This window comes from Thioalkalivibrio sp. ALE17, from assembly GCF_000425605.1.
GTDB lineage: Bacteria > Pseudomonadota > Gammaproteobacteria > Ectothiorhodospirales > Ectothiorhodospiraceae > Thioalkalivibrio.
Map to the genome: position 1 here is coordinate 268,433 of NZ_AUDT01000004.1, position 18,207 is coordinate 286,639.

Genomic DNA, 18,207 nt, shown 5'->3' on the forward strand with positions numbered 1-18,207 from the left:
CCGCCGAGCGGAACAGTCTGGGATTGGTGGGGACGGCCGGAATCGAACCGGCACGGCCTTGCGGCCAGCGGATTTTAAGTCCGATGCGTCTACCAGTTCCGCCACGCCCCCGGAGCCGCCGCATCATACCGTGCGTGCCACGATGCCGCACCCGAACCCGGCGGGGCCTACTCCGCTTCCGCGGCCGGCATCTCCGCGACTGGCAACGGCACGTGCAGGGACGCCGCGATCGCCCGGAGGAGCTCGACCTCGGCGATCACCGTCTGCCCGCCATGGGTGATGGTGGCGAGCATTGCCGTGACCAGCCTTTGCTTGTCGGCCGGACGCAGTGCGTCCAGCGCGTCCAGGGCGCGATCGAGCTCATCCGCCCAGGCCGCCGCGTCGGCAGCGGCCTCCAGGGCCGTATCCATCACGTCTTTCGCCGGATCTGCGATGCCCAGGGCGACATGGCTCGCCCGCAGCGCCTCGCGTGCGGCCTCGGAGTCCTCCGGATGACCGTGATGGGCGAGCACGGCCAGCACACTTCGCGCATGGCGTTCGTGGCGTTCCAGGCGATCCCGTCCACCCGGGCGGGCGCGTGCGGGCTGATCGAGGTCGCGCAGCTGACGCCGCAGGAGCCGCCCGGTGGCGTATTCGAAGACCGACACCCGGCCGTCAGCCCGGACCAGTTCGTCGATCAGCGTCTCCAGCGCCTGGCGCTCCTCCGACGGACGATGGCGCACGGCCGGGAAGCTCATCTCCAGCAGCGGGATGCGCAGGTCCGGCCGCAGGTCCGGCGCAGCGTCCAGCAAGGTACGCACACGCGACTCGCTCTCTCCGCCCCTTTTCGCGGCGATCCGCAACAACTGGTGTTCCCGCACCTCGGGGTCGGCGCTGATCAGCAGATAGAGCAGCACCTCCACGGCCCAGGCATCGGAATGCGCGGCGCGCTCCAGTGGTCCCGGCATCGCCGCGACCAATAATCCGGCGCCCAGGATCTGTGCCAGGCCCGGATCCCCGATGTTCTCCATCAGGCGTTCCGGATTCAGCAGCATATTGCCCGACTCGCGCGGCTGTTCGCGCTCGCGCGCCTCCGCCTCGGCCTGCGCCTCCTGTTCCCTGCGACGGGTTTGCGCATCCCGCTCCATCTGTTCGCGGATGGTCTCCAGTTCTTCCGGCTGGAACCCGGGCTCGATGGCCTGGATGCGCCGCACCAGCGGCGGATGGGTCGCGAACATCTGGCCCAGGGCGCCGGAGGCGAACAGCATGTGCCCCACCTCCTCGGTATCGGCGCGCAACGCAGTGTGTCCGGCCCCGATCTTCTTCAGGGCACCGGCAATGCCGGACGGCTGACGCGTGAACTGCACCGCCGAGGCATCGGCCAGGTACTCCCGCTGGCGCGAGACCGAGGCGCGAATCCAGCGCCCGAAAAACAGCCCGATATAGCCCACCACCATCAACGCCAGACCCGCCGCAACAATGCCCCCGGCGTTGCGGTTGTTGCGCGACAGGCGCATGGCCAGCAGCACGCGCTGCCCGATGAGCGCCATCACCAGGATCCCGAACAACATCCCCATCAGGCGGATATTCAGGCGCATATCGCCGTTCAGGACATGCCCGAACTCGTGCGCCACCACCCCCTGCAGTTCGTCGCGATCCAGCTGTTCCAGGGCCCCGCGCGTGACGGCAATGGCCGCGTCGTCCGGCGAGTACCCCGCGGCAAACGCGTTGATACCGGCCTCCTGCTCCAGCACATAGACCTCCGGCACGGGCACGCCGGAGGCGATCGCGATCTCCTCGACCACATTCATCAGGCGCCGCCGCAACGGGTCGCGGGTATCGCCGTCCACCCGGGTGCCACCCAGCTCGCGGGCCACGGCCCCGCCGCCATCGCGCAGCCCCAGGGTGCGATAGAGGCTGCCGACCCCGATCAGCCCGATCGTCAGCACGCTGGTCCAGACCATCACCTCGACGTTGCGCGCCAGAAATTCCCGGGTCAGCCAGGGTTCCCCCGCCGCCACCGGCTCGGCCTGCCCGAAAAGCACGAGCACAATGGCGTTCATCACCAGCACGATCGCCAGCACCGCCAGTCCGAACAGGAACAGCAACCAGCGGGTGCGTCGCTGGGCCCGGTCCTGATGCTCGAAGAAGTTCATATCGCCCGGGCCGTCAGGAGAAATTCACCTCGACCGCCTCGCGCTTCTGCGGATCCTCGATCTCCAGGAGCTGCGCCGGACGGAAGCCCAGATTGTTGGCAATCAGGCTGTTCGGGAACATCTCGCGCAGGATGTTGTACTGCATGACCGCGTCATTGAAGGCCTGACGGGCATAGGCGACCCGGTTCTCGGTACTGGTGAGCTCCTCCGACAGCTGCATCATGTTCTGGTTAGCCTTCAGATCCGGATAGGCCTCCGACAGCGCAAACAGCCGCCCGAGGGCGCCGGACAGCCCCTGCTCCGAACTGGACAGCTTGCGCACGGCCTCCGCGTTGGTCGGGTCGCCGGCCACCTCCTGCAGGCTCTGCTGGGCCTGATTCCGGGCCTGGATGACCGCCTCCAGGGTATCCCGCTCGTGGCTCATGTAGCGCTCGGCGACCTTCACCAGATTGGGGATCAGGTCGTAGCGCCGGGTCAGCTGCACATCGATCTGGGCAAACGCGTTCTTGTACCGGTTGCGCGACGTGACCAGCCGGTTGTACGTCCATACCCCCCAGACCACCAGCAGGACCAGAATCGCCAGCACCACCCACTTCGTATCCATCGTGCAAAGCTCCTTTGCGGTTTACCCGGCCGAGTGTACGCGGCGGACGGGTCCCCCGCGAGAGGATTCTCGGGCGCAGACGGCAACCGCCGCCGTGCTTTATCCTTGCGCCAGGCCATCCTCGGAACCTCGCATGAATCTCTCCACCCTGCTCGGCATCCTCGGCAGCCTGCTGGTGTTCGGCAGTGTCATCGCGTTCTCCTCCCAGGACCTCGACGCCTTCCTGAACCTGCCGGGACTGGGGATCGTGGTGGGCGGCACCATTGCGGCCACCCTGATGAGCTACCCCTTCCACGAGGTCATGCGCGTCTTCCGCGCCGGGGCCAACGCGATCCGCGAGGAACGCTACGACGCCAGCCAGGACCTCGAGGAGATCGTGCAGGTCTCGCGCTACTGGTTCTCCCAGAACCTGCAGCGCATCCAGGACCGCCTGGACCAGATCCGCAACCCATTCCTGCGCACCGGCATCCAGCTGGTCATCGACGACACCCCGATGGACGACGTCTCCGACCTGCTGAACTGGCGCATGGCCCGCCTGCGCGCCCGCGAACAGGCCGACGCCCAGATGTTCCGGACCATGGCCACCTATGCCCCGGCCTTTGGCATGCTCGGCACCCTGATCGGGCTGATCAACCTGCTCCTGACGACCGAGAGCGACGATTTTACCGTGATCGCGGTCAACCTCGGCATCGCGCTGATCACCACCTTCTACGGCATCCTCCTGGCCAACCTGGTGTTTCGCCCCATCGCCATCAAGCTGGAGCGACGGACCGAGGAACGCGTGGTCCTCATGACCATGGTGCTGGAAGGCATCATGCTCATGCGCAAGGGCCGTTCGCCCGGATACATCCGCGAGACCCTGCGCTCGTTCATGGAGAACCACAGCGACGAAATCCGCCAGGCCGCCCCCACCAACGGGGACGAAGAACCCGCCGCGGACCCACGGGACCCGGACCCGTCGAACGAGCGTCGCTGAACCATGCCCGGCCCCGCCTACTCCACCTCGGAGCGCGCCGCGCTGCAGGCCGAAATGGACGCCCACGCGGCGACCCGCCCGGAACAGGCATTTCTCGCCTCCTACCCCGGCGAACGCCAGCGCGACGACGAACACGCCTGGATCCTCACCTACCTCGACGTGCTGACCCTGGTCATCGTCGTCTTCGTCATCCTGCTGACCTTCATGGACCCGCGCGACGACGATCCCCGCGCGGTGTCCGCCAGCCCCGTCGCGCTGGCCCATCCCGACCGCAGCGCGCTGGTCGAGCCCCTGGTCCACCCCACGCTGCTCGGTCTTGCCGACCTCGACGACAGCGTCGCCGAGGACCCGGCGCCCCCCGAAACGTCCGCCGAAACAACCGGAACCGGCGCCGATGCCGATCAACTGCGGGATCGGGCCCCGGAGGGGGTCGATATCGTCGAGCAACCCGGCCGTCTGGAACTGCGCATCCGCGACGAGATCCTGTTCGCCACCGCCCAGGCCGATCTGCGTTCGGACGGCGCAACGCTCCTGGAAGGACTGCTGACCATCCTGGCGGACCACCCGGGCCTCATCACCGTAGAGGGGCACACCGACAACGTCCCCATCGCGACCGAGCGCTTCCCCTCCAACTGGGAACTGTCCGCGGCGCGAGCCAGCAGCGTCGTGCGGCACCTGGTCGCGCAGGGGCTGGAGCCCTCGCGGCTGCGCGCGGTCGGGCGCGCCGACACGCTGCCGGTAGCCGGCAACGAGACACCGGGTGGGCGCGCCGAGAATCGTCGCGTGTCACTGATCCTGGAGGCCGAAGCGAACTGATACCCGACGCCCCACCCGCATTCCGCGAGCCCGCAGGGCCACTTGACGCCCGCGCGACCCCCATAGAAGATGCGCAACACTTGCACTTTAAGGAGGCTGGTGTGCGTACCGGACGCGGGTCCCTGCTGGGCGACTTCCTCGACACCACCAATCACTGGGACAAGCTCATTGCCCTGATGGGCGGGATGATCGGCCTTTACCTGTCGCTGGAGGTCGCCGCCTCGGTAACCGACAACGGCATCAACGGTCTGATCCTCGCCTCCCTCGGCGCCACCGCCGTCCTGCTGTTCGCCGCGCCGCATGCCGCCCTCTCGCAACCCTGGAACGTGCTCGGTGGTCATGGCGTTGCCGCCATCGTAGGGATACTGATACGCGACCTGCTGCCCCACCCCCTGCTGGCCGCCGCCGTCGCCGTGGGCCTCGCCATCTGGCTGATGCACTACCTGCGCTGCCTGCATCCCCCTGGCGGCGCCACGGCGCTCTATGCGGTCGTGGGCGGCGACTCGGTCACGGCCCTGGGACCGTGGTTCCTGCTGCACCCTGTGCTGACCAGTGTCGGGGTCATGCTGATGGTGGCCGTCATCATCAACTACCCGTTCCCCTGGCGCCGCTATCCCGCGAGCCTGACCCCGTCCCCCGAAAGCCCGGAACAAAGCCCGCTGGCGGCCCTGGAGCGGGCCGGTCTCGGCCGCGAGGATCTCGAGCACGCCATGCGCGAGATGAACCTGTATCTGGATCTGACCGAGGACGATCTGGCACGCCTGTACCTGCTGGCCCGCCGCCATCACCAGCACCCCGACCCGATCACCCCGGAGGCCATCCAGCCCGGGGCCTGCTTCAGCAACGGTGGAACGGACGCCGACTGGGCGGTTCGCCGCGTGCTCCGGCGCGACGGGGCGCAGGTGATCTACCGCCACCTGGCGGGCCCCGAGGCCCCGGGTGAAGACCGCGCCACACTGGACGACTTCCTCGCCTGGGCCCATCACCGGCTGGAGCCGGAATACGGCCCGGACGAGTAAGCGCGTTTGGGCCTCTCCGCACCCGGCGCTTATACTCTCGCGCCAGACCTCTGTCGGGTTTCGGTGATCGTCGCAAGCGTGGCGGGATCGCGAAGCCCAAATCCGGCAGATTCCCGGGTCTCCGTAGCTCAGCTGGACAGAGCAGCCCCCTCCTAAGGGGCAGGTCGCAGGTTCGAATCCTGCCGGGGACACCATTTCTCTCGCATGATGCCGCGTTCTCACTCTGGCGCTGCGGCCCCATCGGTCGTAAGGTAGGCAAATGGCCATGCTGACGACCGAACAGTCCAGCCGCATGATCGATCGCCTCGCCCCGCTGATCGGGATCCAGGGCGAAGTGGATGGCTGCATGGTGGAACTGGTCGAGGTCCTCGACGAAGGCCCGCGCGGGCTGCCCGGCGTGGCCCTGATGAGCATGGGCTCCCGGCGCAGCATCCAGGCCAACCAGTACGGCAATCCGCTCTGCCGGCACTCGGAGGTCCGCACCCTGTCCCTGCTGTCCGAGGTCGAGCGCGACCTGCATCCCGTCCTGCGGCAACTGCTTCCGGACAACGTTGTGGCGGAGTTGCGGGCGCTGCTGGCCGACTGAGGCGAATCGCGGGCTTTACCCGGCCGCGCGGTCACCGCGTGGCGGCTTGCGCGCCTCGGCGTCCTCCACCATGGGTTCCAGGCGTGGCCACACGGCATCCAGCAGGTGCGGCTGCGCCGCCTCGCTGGGGTGAATGCCGTCATCCATCAGCATGCCGTCCTCCAGCAGCACGTCCTCGAGAAAGAATGGCTCGAAGGCCAGATCCCGCGCGGCCGCCAGGTCGGCAAAGACCGCCTCGAAGCGTTCGGTGTAGCGCCGCCCGTAATTCGGCGGGATGCGGATGCCCAGCAGCAGGGTCTCGGCCCCTGCGGCGTCGATCGCGTCCACCATCGCCTCGAGGTTCTCGCGCATGGCCGACGGTGCCAGGCCCCGCAGGCCGTCATTGCCCCCGAGGGCCAGGATCACCAGGGCGGGGTCCATGCGCTCCAGTACCTCTGGCAGACGCGCCCGGCCGCCGGCTGTCGTGTCACCGCTGATGGAGACGTTTTCCACCACCCATTCCCGCTCGCGCTCGGCCAGGCGCTCTTCCAGAAGGGCCGGCCACCCGGCAGACTCCGGCATGCCATAGGCCGCACTCAACGAATCCCCGAACACCAGGATTCGCAGCGCCTCGGCGGAGCGATTTTCGTCTTCCGGGGAATTCCCGGGCGCGACGGGACTCCATAGCAACGCGATCAAGCCCATCACGACCAACGGAATACGCAACATGGATGCATCCTCGTCATATGTACTGGAGGCCCGGGACATCGAACAGCGGATCAACGGACCCAGCGGGCCGCTGGACATCCTGCGCGGCATATCGCTGGCGGTCCAGGCTGGCGAGACGGTCGCGATCCTCGGCGCCTCCGGATCGGGCAAGTCCACCCTGCTCGGGCTCCTTGCAGGTCTGGACGCCCCGAGCGCGGGAGAAGTTCGCCTGCTGGGCCGGACCATCAGCGAACTGGACGAGGATGGCCGCGCCGCGTTGCGCGCCGGCCGGGTCGGGTTCGTGTTCCAGTCCTTCCAGTTGCTCCCGGCGCTGACGGCCCTGGAGAACGCCCTGCTGCCACTGGAGCTGAACCCGGCCCATGCCGGCGAAGATCAGGCCACCCTGAACCGCTGGGCCAGCCAGGCCCTGGAGCGCGTGGGCCTTGGCGAACGCGCCGCGCATTACCCGCACCAGCTTTCGGGGGGCGAGCAGCAACGGGTGGCCATTGCCCGCGCCATTGTCGACCACCCGGCGGTCCTGTTCGCCGACGAGCCCACTGGGAATCTCGACGGCAAGACCGGGCAGCGCATCATCGAGCTGCTGTTCGGCCTGGCCCGGCATCCGGACGGCGACGGGCCCGCCACCGCACTGGTGCTGGTGACCCATGATCCGGAACTGGCGGCGCAGTGCGACCGCATCATCTCCATTCAGGATGGCGTGCTGGCATGACGGCAAGCCACATCCATACCCGGGGTCAGGGCCGCAATCCCCTGCGCGCGCTGCTGCGCGGCACCTGGCGGGAATGGCGCTCCGCCGAACTGCGGGTACTGGCCGCGGCGCTGGTCGTCGCGGTCGCCGCGGTCGCCGCCGTCGGCTTCTTTACCGATCGCGTGGATCGCGGGATGGCCCAGCAGGCCACCGCCCTCCTCGGCGGTGATCTTGCGGTGGTCAGTGACAACCCGCTGCCGGCGGGCTGGCCCGACGAAGCCGCGAACCGCGGGCTGGACACGGCGCGCACCGCCTCGCTGCCCAGCGTGGTCTTTGGCAAGGACGACCAGTCGCGCCTGGCGGCCCTGCGCGCAGTCGAGCCCAGCTGGCCGTTGAAGGGCGAGGCCCGCACCCGCTCGGGACCGGACGGGGAGGAGCAACCGCGCGAACGCGGGCCGCAACCCGGTACCGCCTGGCTGGAATCCACCCTGCTCGAGGCCTTGGGGCTTCAGGTGGGCGACCGGGTAGAGGTCGGCGACCTGGACCTGGAGGTCACCGGCATCCTCGCGCATGAACCGGACCGTGGCAGCAACCTGCTGAACATCGCACCGCGTCTGATGCTCGCATTCGACGACCTGGACGCCAGTGGACTGATCGGCCCCGGCAGCCGGGTGCGCTACGAGTTCTTTGCCGCCGGACCGAGTGCGGAGGTTGCCGCCTTCCGCGCCTGGCTGGGGGACGAACTGGAGGCCGGGGAACGCCTCCTGGGCCTGGACGACGCGAACCCGGAGCTGCGCACGGCCATCGAGCGCGCCGAGCGCTTCCTCGGGCTCGCTTCGCTGATGGCGGTGCTTCTGGCCGGGGCCGCGATTGCCGTGGCGGCCCATCACTTCGCCCAGCGCCGCGCCGATCCGGCGGCCGTGATGCGCGCCCTGGGCGCCAGCGGCCGCCGGGTCCTGGTGACCTACTTCGGCCGGGTGGTGCTGGTCGCCCTGCTGGCCAGCGCTGTCGGGCTCGCCATCGGCTTCGCCGCGCAGTTCGTCCTCGCGTCCCTGCTCGGCGGCTGGCTTGACGGGGATCTCCCTCCTCCGGGGGCGCGGCCACTGGTCGCCGGCCTGGGCGTGGGACTGATTACCGCCGTTGGCTTCGCCCTCCCCGCGCTGTTGCGCATTGGCCAGGTCTCGCCGCTGCGCGTCCTGCGCCGCGATCTGGGCCTGCCGCCCACCTCGGTATGGCTCTCCGGCGCCCTCGCACTGCTCGCCTTCGGCGGCCTACTCTACTGGCAGGCCGCCGACCCGCAACTCGCCGCCTGGGTCCTGATCGGCACCGCGGTGGCCATCGCGTTGCTGGCCGTCCTCGGGATGGGGCTGGTGCTCGCCCTGAGGCCTCTGCGCAACCGCGGCGGCATGGCCCTGCGCTTCGGGCTGGCCAACCTGTCCCGGCGCGGCGGCCTCAGCGCGGTGCAACTGGTGGCCTTCAGTGTCGGGATCCTGGCCCTGCTGCTGCTGGCGATCGTGCGCGTCGACCTGCTGGAGGCCTGGGATGCCAGCATCCCGGAGGACGCCCCCAACCAGTTCTTCATCAACATCCAGCCGGGCCAGGAGCAGGCCTTCGCCGACCGGGTCGAGGCGGCCGGCCTCGAACGCCCGCAACTCGACCCGATGATCCGCGGCCGCCTGATCGAGATCAACGACGAACGCGTTCATCCGCAGGATTTTGACGATGATCGCGACCGAAGACTGGTGGATCGCCAATTCAACCTGTCGTATGCGCACACCCCGCCGGCGCACAATCGCATCGTCGACGGACACTGGTTCGGCGAGGCCGGGCAGGATCCCGACCGGGGCTGGTCGGTGGAGGCCGGACTCATGGAACGCTTCGACCTGGCACTGGGCGACTACCTGACGTTCCGGGTCGGGGGGCAGCCCATCCGCAGTCCGATCACCAGCGTCCGCGAGGTCGACTGGGACAGCTTCCAGGTGAATTTCTTCGTCATCGGCCCGCCTCCGCTGCTGGACCAGCAGCCCCGGACCTTCATCACGGCCATGCACGTGCCCGAAGACCAGCGCAGCGCCCAGAACCAGTGGTTGCGGGAGTTCCCCGCCGTATCGGCCATCGACGTGAGCGCCATCCTCGCGCAGGTCCGCGATGTGATGGACCAGGCCACGCGGGCGGTCGAATACGTCTTCCTGTTCACCCTGATCGCCGGGCTGACCGTGCTCTACGCCGCGGTCCAGGCCACCCGCGACGTCCGACGACGGGAGGCCGCCCTGCTGCGCACCCTCGGGGCACGTCGCGACCACATTCGCAACGGCTTGCTGGCGGAATTCGGGACCCTGGGCCTGCTGGCCGGGCTGCTCGCGGCCGTGATCGCCACGGCAGTGGGCGCCCTGCTCGCCTGGCAGGTGTTCGAGTTCGACTACAGCGTCAATCCCCTGACCTTCGTCTACGGGATCGGGGGCGGCACGCTGGGGATCGCCCTGGCCGGCTGGCTGGGGACGCGCCGGGTGCTGGACCAGGCCCCGCTGGCGGTGCTGCGCGGCCCGGAATAAGCCGGGCCGGACCGCTCGCGTACCGGGATCAATGGCCGTACATGATGTCCACGTCGAGGAAGCCGAACAGGACCAGTAACGCCAGCGCCCAGAGGTAGAAGGAGAAGACCTTCAGGTTGGCGCGGTACAGGAAGAACAGCACCATCTTCAGCGACACGATCCCGACCAGCGCGGATACCACAAAGCCCACCGCCAGGGCCGTCCAGTTCAGGTCCCCAAGGCCGTTGCCGTTCAGGACGTCCAGCGACTGCACGGCGGTCGCCGCCAGGATCGTGGGGATCGCGAGGAAAAAGCTGTACTCCGCCGCCCAGCGCCGCTTGAGCCCGGTGAACAGCGCGAAGACGATCGTCATTCCGCTGCGCGAGAGCCCGGGAATCAGCGCGAAACCCTGCGCCACGCCGATGATCGCCGCGATCTTCGGGCTCAACTGGCGCAGGCCCAGCGGGCGCCGCTGCAACCGGTCCGTCCACCACAGCAGCACGCCGGTGAGGCTGAGCGTCCCGGCGATCAGCGTCGGGTGGGCAAACACCTGCTCGAACCCGGCCTTCAGGGTAAAACCCACGACGGCGGTCGCGAACACCGACAACCCGCACAGCAGCGCCAGGCGCAGGAACAGCATCTCGCGCCCCGCGGAGCCCCGGGCGGAGGCCCACTGCCAGCTCTCGCGGGCGATCCCGCCACTCAGCCGCAGCAGGCTCTTGCGGAAGACAAAGACAATCGATACCAGCGTGCCGACGTGCACCACCAGATCGAACAGGATCATCTCAGGGCTTTCCGGGGGCGGCAGTGGCTCGCCCTGACGAATCAGCCAGTGCTGGGTCAGAACCAGGTGGGCGGTCGAGCTGACCGGCAAGAACATGAAGATGCCCTGCACGATCCCGAGCAGGGTGGCGACCCAGACTGTCATGACAGGTGCGACTCCGTGATCCCGAGGCGGGCCGCAGTATACGCAAACCACCTACCCGGCGTCGGTACCGGCGTCGCACCGCCGGCAAAAGCCCGGCCAGGAGCCAGTCGGATTTGGGTGATCGTCGCGAGCGTGGCGGGAGAGCGAGCCCATTTTTTCGGTCTCTCGAGGCGCATAGTGGGCACTATGTAACGAGAGAGAGCGGAAAAAGGGGCCGTTCTCCTGCGCGCGCAGCAGATCAGTCCCAAATCCAACTGGCTCCTAGACTCGGAACTGCGTCGTCAGACCCCGCAACTGCTCGATGCGCGCCACCAGGGCATCGGTCTCGCTGGCGGTGGCCTCGGCATTGGCCGCTGTCACCTGGGCCCCCTGACTGACCTCCGTGAGGGTGCCATCGACCTCGCGCGCGACCTCCGCCTGCTGTGACACGGCACCGGAGATCTCGTTGTTGAGATGCCGGATCCGCTCGACCGCCGAGCGGATCGACTGCAGGGCCTCGCCGGCACCGGCGGCCTCGTCCACGCCGGTCTCGCCCTTCTCCCGACTGCGCTCCATCGCACCGGCCGCCGAGCGCGCACCCGCCTGCAGCCGCTCGATCATGGCCTGGATCTCGGTCGTGGACTCCTGCGTCCGGGTCGCGAGCGTCCGGACCTCGTCGGCGACCACGGCAAACCCCCGACCCTGCTCGCCCGCGCGGGCCGCCTCGATGGCCGCATTCAGTGCCAGCAGGTTGGTCTGCTCGGCGATCCCGCGTATCACATCGAGAACCGACCCGATCTGGTCCGACTCGGCCTGAAGACGCGCCACCTGTTCGTTGGCGGTGCCGATCTCGCTCGCCAGCTCGCGCATGGTGCGCACGGTTGTGTCGACCACGCCGGAGCCGGTCCGGGTCTCGGTCTCGGCCTGGTCGGCCGCCTCGGAGGCCGTGCGCGCGTTGCGGGCGATCTCCTCGGCCGAGGCCGTCATCTGGTTCATGGCCGTCGCCACCTGGCCCAGCCGCGCCTGTTGCTGCTGCACCTCCTGATTCGTCTCCTCCGCCACGCGGTGCAGGGTGCCAACCGACTCCCCCAGCTCCCGTGCATGCTCCACCATCTCGGAGACCATGCGCTGCAGACGCTCGATGAAGGCGTTGAACAGACGAGCCAGGCGGTCGATGCCGTCGTTGCGCGGGGCCTCGATGCGCTGGCGCAGGTCCCCCTCACCCTCCGAGACCGCACGGAAGCGCCCGGCCAGTCCAGCCAGGCGGCGACGGATCATGAACACGAACAGGAAGTACACCACCACGATCACGCCAATCGCCACGCCCAGCATCATCGCGTTGACCTGCCAGGCCGCGACATCCAGCAGCCGGTCCACCGCAGCGGCCACTTCGGCCTCCAGGGCCGGCGTGGTCGCGTGCTCCTGCATGACCTGCTCCAGGGTGGCCTCCATCCCGCCCTTCAGCGTGGCCGTATGCCAGAACACCGCCGCGGCGGCGATCAGGAAGAACACCCCGACAATCGCACTCAATGCGAGCGAGAAACGTCCCGCCAGCGAAAGGCGACTCAGCCACCCACTCTCCTGCTCCATTGCCGCCCCCTGATGCCGGTACACTCCGGATTTTGTTATCGCTGTAACGACCCACCGGCCCGAAACTATAGGCCGTGGCGCACCTGTGCTTTACGTGCCCGCAACGCATGCGCTTGTGACGCAGGTCCGGACCGATTAAGGTTCTCTGAAATATACGTTCAAGCATATCCTCGATCACCGCGAACCGACGAAACCCTCCTATGCAGCTCACCCGCTATACCGATTTTTCCCTTCGCGTCCTGATGTACCTCACCGTGCAGCCGCGCGAGCAGCGCGTAACCGTCAGCGACATCTCCGAGCAGTTCGCCATCCCCCGCAACCACCTGGTCAAGATCGTGCACCAGCTCGGCCAGAAGGGCTACATCATCACCCGGCGCGGCAAGGGGGGCGGGATCTCGCTCGCCTGCGAACCGGCGGAGATCAACGTCGGCAGCGTAATCCGCGACATGGAGCCGAACCTGAACGTGGTGGACTGCGAGAACCCCGTCTGCCCGATCCTACCCGCCTGCCAGTTGCGCGGTGTTCTCAACGACGCACGCGACGCCTTCCTCGCCGTGCTCGACCGCTACACCATTGCCGATGTGACCCAGGCGCCCGACTACCTCTACGAGCTCCTGCATCCCGGCAAGAGCGCCTGAACCCCGGTATCCTTCGGCCATGGAACGGCCCGACCCGGCACCCCGAAAACGAACCGCCCTCCACGCGCACACCGGCGCCCGCTGGCTGGCCGTGGCCGTTCCGTGCCTGCTGGCGCTTGCGAGCGCCGACGCACGCCAGGCCTGTCCCGATCCCGGGACCACACCCACCCCCCTCGCCGAACTGCGCGCGGGGACCCTCCCCGAAGGAACGGAGGTGGTCGCGGAAGGCACCGTAACCGGCGTCTTCATGGACACGGACCAGCTGGGGGGCTTCTACCTGCAACAGGGCTCGGCCACCGGGGCCACGGGCCTGTTCGTCTACGCCCCACGAAGGGACCCGGTCGCGGCCGGGCAGCGCCTGCAGGTGCATGGCGCCTTCACCCGCCATCGAGGCCGCCCCCAACTCTCGCAACTGGACGCGGTGGTGACCTGCGCCGACGGCGAACCGCCCGCCCCCGTCGACCTGCGCCTGCCCGACGCAGCCGACCGGCTGGGCGACTTTATCGACCAGCCTGTCCGTTTCCCGCAGCGCCTGACGGTCACCGACAACCGGGACCTCGGCCGCTACGGAAGCTTGACGCTGGTCGCCGACGGGCGCCTGGCGCACCCGGGCCAGACCGCCCCCGCGGACAGCCCGGGGCGCCAGGACATAGATCGGCGGATCGAACTGGACGACGGGAGCTATCGCGCGAACCCCGACCCGATCCCGTACCTCGACGACCAGGGGACCCGCCGCGCGGGAAGCTCGGTGGAAGGCCTCACCGGCATCCTCACCCACGCCTTCGGCGCGTACCGGATCCACCCCACCGAGCGCGTAGACTGGACCGGCGGCCAGCGTCCCGACCCGGTGCCAACCGCGGATGCGGGTGACCTGCGCATTGCCACCGCGAACATGGAGAATGACTTCGTCACGCTGGGCGAGCGTGGTGCGCAGACCCCGGCCGAGCGCCAACGCCAGACCGCCAAGCTGGATGCCCTGCTGCAGGGCCTGGATGCGGACCTGCTGGGCGCGGTCGAACTGGAAAACGCCGCGGCTGCGCGCGAGACCCTGGTGGCGCGCCTGAACGCCCGCCCCGGGGAGCGTGGCGAATATGCGGCCATCGTTCACCCGGCACCGGGGGACGACGCGATCAAGGTCGGCCTGCTCTACCGACCGGAACGGCTGCGTTTGGTCGACAGGGCCGCCGACCGCGATACCGTCCACCACCGCCCCCCGCTGCTGGGCTGGTTCGAAGCGGGCGCTACCGGCGAACATCTCGGTGCCGTGGTCGTACATTTCAAGGCCAAGAGCGGCTGCCCCGACAGCGGCGATATCGACCGTGGCCAGGGCTGCTGGAACCAGCGCCGTACCGCGCAGGCCGAACGCCTCGTCGCCTGGATACGCGAACAGCAAACCGGCGAGTTCGCGGATGCTCCCGTCGTGGTCCTGGGCGATCTCAACGCCTATGCCGCCGAGGACCCCCTGCACGTCCTCCATGCCGCAGGAAAACACGATCTCGTGCACGACGACCCGAGTACCGCCCATACCTACGTCTTTCGCGGCCAGGCCGGGCAGCTGGACTACCTGCTGGGGCCCGACACGCTGCGTGAACGAGTCCGGGACGGCGCCACCTGGGCGGTCAACGCCGACGAACCGGAATTCCTCGGATTTGATGGCCGCGCCCCAGCCGACGGGCCCTGGCGCGCCTCGGATCACGATCCGGTCTGGGCCGACCTGTACCTGGACTAGTCGGTGACTGCGGCCACTCAGTCGCGGGCGTCCGGTTCCGCAGGCACGGCGGCCTCCGCCTCGGCCGCCGACACGTTGTCGACAATCCGTACCGGCAACGGCCCGCCCAGGCTGCCCAGGGTCCTCTGCGGGAACGGGATGTCGATACCGGCCTCGTCCAGTGCCGCCTTCACCCCCTCGTGCATGGAGTTACGCAGGTCCAGGAATTTCTCCCGCCGCGCCCAGACCGAGAGCTGGATCTTCAGCGCGGAGTCGCCGTACTCGAGGAAGATGAACAACGGCTTGGGCTCCTCCAGACAGACCGGGTTGCCCTCGGCGACCCCCATCAGCACATCGCGCAACTGCTTGAGATCGGTGTGATAGGCGACCCCGATCTGCATGTCGAGCCGACGGATCGGGAACCGACTGAGGTTGGTCAGCTGGGACTTCACCAGGCTCTCGTTGGGCACCCGGACCATCAGGTTGTCGAAGGTCCGCAGCTTCACCGACAGCGGATCGATGGACAGTACCTCTCCGGTGGCATCCCCCACCTTGATCACATCCCCGACAGAGAACGGCCGCTCACCGATCAGGAACAGCCCGGAGATCAGGTTGGAGGCGGAGGTCTGCGAGGCAAAGCCCAGCGCCACCGTGAGGATCCCGGCCGCACCCAGCAGCACGGTGAGGTCGAAGCCCAGCTCGCGCAGGGCCGAGGCCAGCACCAGGAGCACGATTACATAGAAGCTGATGCGCCGGGTCAGCATCACCTGCTGGGCATCGAGCTTGTCTTCCAGCACCCGCGCCAGCCCGCGCGACACCAGACGCGCGACCAGCAGACCCACCAGCAGATAAACCGCCGCGCGGACGGCCGCGAGGAACGCCTCGCTGGTGACGAAGGCCTGCGCGGCCTGTAGCCATTCGTTCATCGTGTGCGTCGCCCCCTACTGAAACAGGGCGCTGAACGCCCGCACCATCAAATGCCGTCCGCCGGCCTCGCGGGGCTCGGCGATACGCTGCGCCCCCGTCGCGGCCCCGGGCGGCCCCGGGTCGATCTTCATCGCCGCCATGTCACGGTCCTCCTCGCGCTCCATGCGCACGGCCGGGGTCCACAGCCGATGGTGGCGATCGGCATACACCGGCAGTCGCGGCACCGGCAGGTTCACGCGCTCCAGGAACAGGGCATCGTCCGCCTTGTTGGCGATGGTCAGCGGCGTCACCACACGATGCGGCCGTTCCGGCACATCCGCCAGGTCCAGGCGCGCCTGGGTCCGGGTCGCGTAGCACAGCTCGCCATTCACGGTGTTGGGGCCGAACCAGGTATCGGAAGGCGTATACACCGGGAATTCCTGCACCCGCGCCGCCCCCAGGTGCAGCTGCACCCAGGCCGGCGAACTGAGGTACAGGGTGACCTGCCCATGGGCCGGCACGTAGAACGGATTCTGCGGGCGGCTCACCATCGGACGATCGGCCAGGGCCACGCGCAGCTCCGGCTCGGCATCGGCCGGGGCCCCGGCAAACCGCAGCAGGTCCCGGGCGCTGGCGGGAAAGGGTTCACTGCAGGGGACGTCGATCGCCAGGGTCGCGTCCGCCGCGTCGCGCGGTCGTTCCAGCACCATCTGCCATTCCTGCGCCCCATGCAGGAGCCACAGGTCCAGCGGACCGATGGACCAGCGACCGTGCGCGCCCGAGGCCAGCGGCCGGCGCCCCCACCAGGTCGCGGGATCGGTTCGCGTTGTCGAGGTCTCCGCCATCATCCCGTCCTTGCCATGCACAGCCTCACTGTAAACCAGAAACGGACGCCCGGGAGACGGCGCCGCGCGTTCCCCGCTCACAAAAAACCCAGCTGCCCCTCCTCGCGTCTCTGCCGCGGGCGCGCTGGCGGCACGAACTGGCTGCAGTCCAGCTCCAGCAGGCGGCCACCCAGGCCCGCCCGCCGCCGGGCCAGCCGGAAGCGCTGGCGCAGCAGCTCGGCATACGCCCCCGCCCCGCGCATGCGGTGCCCGAAGGTCGCGTCATAGAGCTTGCCACCATGGGCCTCACGCAGGCGCTGCAGCACATGGTCTGCCTTGAGCGGGTGGTGATGGCGCAACCAGTCCTCGAACAGCGGCGCCACCTCGCGTGGCAGACGCAGCAGCACATAGCCGGCAGCCACCGCCCCGGCGGCCGCACCCGCCTCCAGCAAAGACTCCACCTCGCCATCCGTCAGCACCGGGATCAGGGGCGCCACCAGAAGGCTCACGGGCACGCCCGCCGCGCTCAGCCGTTGGATGGTCTGGAAACGCCGTTGCGGAGCCGCGGCGCGCGGCTCCAGGTGCCGCGACAGGTTGCGGTCCAGCGTCGTCACCGATACGGCGACCTGGACCAGCCCGCGCTCGGCCATCGGGCCCAGCAGATCCAGATCGCGCTCCACCAGGGCCGACTTGGTCACGATCGACACCGGATGCCCGGTCTCCGCCAGGACCTCCAGCAGCTGCCGCGTAATCCGCCAATCCCGTTCCACGGGTTGATAGGCATCGGTGTTGATACCCAGCGCAAGGGGCGTCACACGGTGGGACGGGCGGGCCAGCTCGCGCCGCAGGCATTCGGCCGCGCCCACCTTGGCAAACAGCCGGCTCTCGAAGTCGAGGCCCGGGGACAACCCGACGTAGGCATGCGCCGGGCGGGCGAAGCAGTAGGCACAGCCGTGTTCACAGCCCCGATACGGGTTCAGCGAAAGCTCGAAGGGCACATCCGGCGACTGGTTCCATGACAGCACGCGGCGTGGATGCTCGACGGTCACCTCCGTACGCAGGGGCGGCGGCGCCTCGCCATCGCCTTCCCAGCCATCATCGAAGGGTTCGCTCCGGGTGGGCTCGAAGCGGGCATGCGGGTCGAGAGTCGCGCCGCGTCCCCGTGTGGGCCCCCGCGTGGGACCGCGGCGCTCGGTCATCGGGCCGACCCGTCCATGCGCTCGCACAGCTGGCGAAAGTAGCCGGACTCCGACACCATCGCCCGGCCTTCGCCGCTCTGGTTCAGCCGGTCCAGCAGGAGCCGCAGGCGCCGCGCGGCGTGCTGCCGGGAGGCCTCGTCATCCGCCGCCTGCAGCAGGGCCTCCGCCGATGCGATCTCGCCCCGGATCCGCACCGCCTCCGGCACATAGCCGGCATTCTTCAGCACGCGATAGGCCATGAGCAGCTCTTCCGGCACCGCGCGGTCATCGTCCAGCTCCAGCGGCCGGCCAGCCCCCGGGAGGTCGTCGAACGCCCCGCGACGCGCCGCATCCGCCAGTTTCGCCTCGATTTGTGCCTCATTAAGCAGCATC

The 18,207-nt window shown here is 68.8% G+C and carries 17 protein-coding genes and 2 tRNA genes; 9 read left to right on the forward strand and 10 right to left on the reverse strand.

The features are described from left to right. Positions 1–24: 24 nt before the first annotated feature. The 3 genes from H609_RS0105980 to H609_RS0105990 all read right to left on the reverse strand — a co-directional run bounded on the left by H609_RS0105980 (position 25) and on the right by H609_RS0105990 (position 2,739). A tRNA-Leu gene (locus H609_RS0105980) sits at positions 25–111 on the reverse strand. Between the two features lie 56 nt (positions 112–167). Then, positions 168–2,135, reverse strand: a complete 1,968-nt coding sequence (locus tag H609_RS0105985; protein ID WP_028484538.1) for a M48 family metallopeptidase — start codon at positions 2,133–2,135, stop codon at positions 168–170. Positions 2,136–2,148: 13 nt separating this feature from the next. Continuing rightward, positions 2,149–2,739, reverse strand: coding sequence for a LemA family protein (locus H609_RS0105990; protein ID WP_018866351.1), 591 nt, complete (start codon positions 2,737–2,739; stop codon positions 2,149–2,151). Positions 2,740–2,872: 133 nt separating this feature from the next. Between H609_RS0105990 and H609_RS0105995 the strand changes: the two genes are divergently transcribed. The 5 genes from H609_RS0105995 to H609_RS0106015 all read left to right on the forward strand — a co-directional run bounded on the left by H609_RS0105995 (position 2,873) and on the right by H609_RS0106015 (position 6,136). Continuing rightward, complete coding sequence (locus H609_RS0105995) at positions 2,873–3,715, forward strand: motility protein A (protein ID WP_018866352.1); 843 nt, start codon at positions 2,873–2,875, stop codon at positions 3,713–3,715. Positions 3,716–3,718: 3 nt separating this feature from the next. Further along, a complete protein-coding gene (locus tag H609_RS0106000; protein ID WP_018866353.1) occupies positions 3,719–4,531 on the forward strand; it encodes an OmpA family protein in 813 nt (270 codons plus the stop codon). Between the two features lie 101 nt (positions 4,532–4,632). Continuing rightward, on the forward strand, positions 4,633–5,550 hold the full coding sequence (locus H609_RS0106005; RefSeq protein WP_028484539.1) for an HPP family protein: 918 nt from the start codon (positions 4,633–4,635) through the stop codon (positions 5,548–5,550). Between the two features lie 117 nt (positions 5,551–5,667). Continuing rightward, positions 5,668–5,744 (forward strand) — tRNA-Arg (locus H609_RS0106010). Between the two features lie 65 nt (positions 5,745–5,809). Then, complete coding sequence (locus H609_RS0106015) at positions 5,810–6,136, forward strand: hypothetical protein (protein ID WP_018866355.1); 327 nt, start codon at positions 5,810–5,812, stop codon at positions 6,134–6,136. Between the two features lie 15 nt (positions 6,137–6,151). Here the strand turns inward: H609_RS0106015 and H609_RS0106020 are convergent, their stop codons facing one another. After that, complete coding sequence (locus tag H609_RS0106020; protein WP_018866356.1) at positions 6,152–6,844, reverse strand: arylesterase; 693 nt, start codon at positions 6,842–6,844, stop codon at positions 6,152–6,154. On the opposite strand from H609_RS0106020, the gene H609_RS0106025 reads away from it, so the two are divergent. Both H609_RS0106025 and H609_RS0106030 read left to right on the forward strand, forming a co-directional pair. Then, positions 6,843–7,553: an ABC transporter ATP-binding protein gene (locus tag H609_RS0106025; protein WP_018875510.1), complete on the forward strand. Its 711-nt coding sequence runs from the start codon at positions 6,843–6,845 to the stop codon at positions 7,551–7,553. The genes H609_RS0106020 and H609_RS0106025 overlap by 2 nt on opposite strands. Further along, the gene (locus H609_RS0106030) at positions 7,550–10,084 is read left to right on the forward strand and encodes an ABC transporter permease (protein WP_028484540.1); all 2,535 of its coding nucleotides are present in this window, start codon (positions 7,550–7,552) and stop codon (positions 10,082–10,084) included. The genes H609_RS0106025 and H609_RS0106030 overlap by 4 nt, the downstream gene beginning before the upstream one ends. 28 nt (positions 10,085–10,112) lie before the next feature. Here the strand turns inward: H609_RS0106030 and H609_RS0106035 are convergent, their stop codons facing one another. Both H609_RS0106035 and H609_RS0106040 read right to left on the reverse strand, forming a co-directional pair. Next, on the reverse strand, positions 10,113–10,991 hold the full coding sequence (locus tag H609_RS0106035; protein ID WP_018866359.1) for an undecaprenyl-diphosphate phosphatase: 879 nt from the start codon (positions 10,989–10,991) through the stop codon (positions 10,113–10,115). Positions 10,992–11,252: 261 nt separating this feature from the next. After that, positions 11,253–12,560: a methyl-accepting chemotaxis protein gene (locus tag H609_RS0106040; protein WP_018875513.1), complete on the reverse strand. Its 1,308-nt coding sequence runs from the start codon at positions 12,558–12,560 to the stop codon at positions 11,253–11,255. Between the two features lie 200 nt (positions 12,561–12,760). Here H609_RS0106040 and H609_RS0106045 point away from each other — a divergent pair, with 200 nt between their 5' ends. Both H609_RS0106045 and H609_RS0106050 read left to right on the forward strand, forming a co-directional pair. Further along, entirely contained in the window at positions 12,761–13,198 is a 438-nt protein-coding gene (locus tag H609_RS0106045) for an Rrf2 family transcriptional regulator (protein ID WP_018875514.1), read from the forward strand. A 19-nt stretch (positions 13,199–13,217) separates the two neighbouring features. Next, complete coding sequence (locus H609_RS0106050) at positions 13,218–14,927, forward strand: ExeM/NucH family extracellular endonuclease (protein WP_018875515.1); 1,710 nt, start codon at positions 13,218–13,220, stop codon at positions 14,925–14,927. A 17-nt stretch (positions 14,928–14,944) separates the two neighbouring features. Here H609_RS0106050 and H609_RS0106055 read toward each other — a convergent pair whose 3' ends face one another. The 4 genes from H609_RS0106055 to H609_RS0106070 all read right to left on the reverse strand — a co-directional run bounded on the left by H609_RS0106055 (position 14,945) and on the right by H609_RS0106070 (position 18,206). Next, positions 14,945–15,832: a mechanosensitive ion channel family protein gene (locus H609_RS0106055; RefSeq protein ID WP_018866363.1), complete on the reverse strand. Its 888-nt coding sequence runs from the start codon at positions 15,830–15,832 to the stop codon at positions 14,945–14,947. Between the two features lie 15 nt (positions 15,833–15,847). Continuing rightward, positions 15,848–16,657 carry a hypothetical protein gene (locus tag H609_RS0106060; protein WP_028484541.1) on the reverse strand — a complete coding sequence of 270 codons (810 nt, stop codon included), beginning with the start codon at positions 16,655–16,657 and terminating at the stop codon, positions 15,848–15,850. A 77-nt stretch (positions 16,658–16,734) separates the two neighbouring features. Next, a complete protein-coding gene (locus H609_RS0106065; RefSeq protein ID WP_028484542.1) occupies positions 16,735–17,835 on the reverse strand; it encodes a PA0069 family radical SAM protein in 1,101 nt (366 codons plus the stop codon). Next, the gene (locus tag H609_RS0106070; RefSeq protein ID WP_028484543.1) at positions 17,832–18,206 is read right to left on the reverse strand and encodes a DUF1992 domain-containing protein; all 375 of its coding nucleotides are present in this window, start codon (positions 18,204–18,206) and stop codon (positions 17,832–17,834) included. Before H609_RS0106070 ends, H609_RS0106065 begins: the two co-directional genes overlap by 4 nt. Between the last annotated feature and the right edge of the window lies 1 nt (position 18,207).

Coding starts and splice junctions, on each gene's coding strand:
- H609_RS0105985 (WP_028484538.1), bottom strand. CDS start 2,135: ATGAACTTCTTCGAGCATCAGGACCGGGCCCAGCGACGCACCCGCTGG.
- H609_RS0105990 (WP_018866351.1), bottom strand. CDS start 2,739: ATGGATACGAAGTGGGTGGTGCTGGCGATTCTGGTCCTGCTGGTGGTC.
- H609_RS0105995 (WP_018866352.1), top strand. CDS start 2,873: ATGAATCTCTCCACCCTGCTCGGCATCCTCGGCAGCCTGCTGGTGTTC.
- H609_RS0106000 (WP_018866353.1), top strand. CDS start 3,719: ATGCCCGGCCCCGCCTACTCCACCTCGGAGCGCGCCGCGCTGCAGGCC.
- H609_RS0106015 (WP_018866355.1), top strand. CDS start 5,810: ATGGCCATGCTGACGACCGAACAGTCCAGCCGCATGATCGATCGCCTC.
- H609_RS0106025 (WP_018875510.1), top strand. CDS start 6,843: ATGGATGCATCCTCGTCATATGTACTGGAGGCCCGGGACATCGAACAG.
- H609_RS0106020 (WP_018866356.1), bottom strand. CDS start 6,844: ATGTTGCGTATTCCGTTGGTCGTGATGGGCTTGATCGCGTTGCTATGG.
- H609_RS0106030 (WP_028484540.1), top strand. CDS start 7,550: ATGACGGCAAGCCACATCCATACCCGGGGTCAGGGCCGCAATCCCCTG.
- H609_RS0106035 (WP_018866359.1), bottom strand. CDS start 10,991: ATGACAGTCTGGGTCGCCACCCTGCTCGGGATCGTGCAGGGCATCTTC.
- H609_RS0106040 (WP_018875513.1), bottom strand. CDS start 12,560: ATGGAGCAGGAGAGTGGGTGGCTGAGTCGCCTTTCGCTGGCGGGACGT.
- H609_RS0106045 (WP_018875514.1), top strand. CDS start 12,761: ATGCAGCTCACCCGCTATACCGATTTTTCCCTTCGCGTCCTGATGTAC.
- H609_RS0106050 (WP_018875515.1), top strand. CDS start 13,218: ATGGAACGGCCCGACCCGGCACCCCGAAAACGAACCGCCCTCCACGCG.
- H609_RS0106055 (WP_018866363.1), bottom strand. CDS start 15,832: ATGAACGAATGGCTACAGGCCGCGCAGGCCTTCGTCACCAGCGAGGCG.
- H609_RS0106060 (WP_028484541.1), bottom strand. CDS start 16,657: ATGGCGGAGACCTCGACAACGCGAACCGATCCCGCGACCTGGTGGGGG.
- H609_RS0106065 (WP_028484542.1), bottom strand. CDS start 17,835: ATGACCGAGCGCCGCGGTCCCACGCGGGGGCCCACACGGGGACGCGGC.
- H609_RS0106070 (WP_028484543.1), bottom strand. CDS start 18,206: ATGCTGCTTAATGAGGCACAAATCGAGGCGAAACTGGCGGATGCGGCG.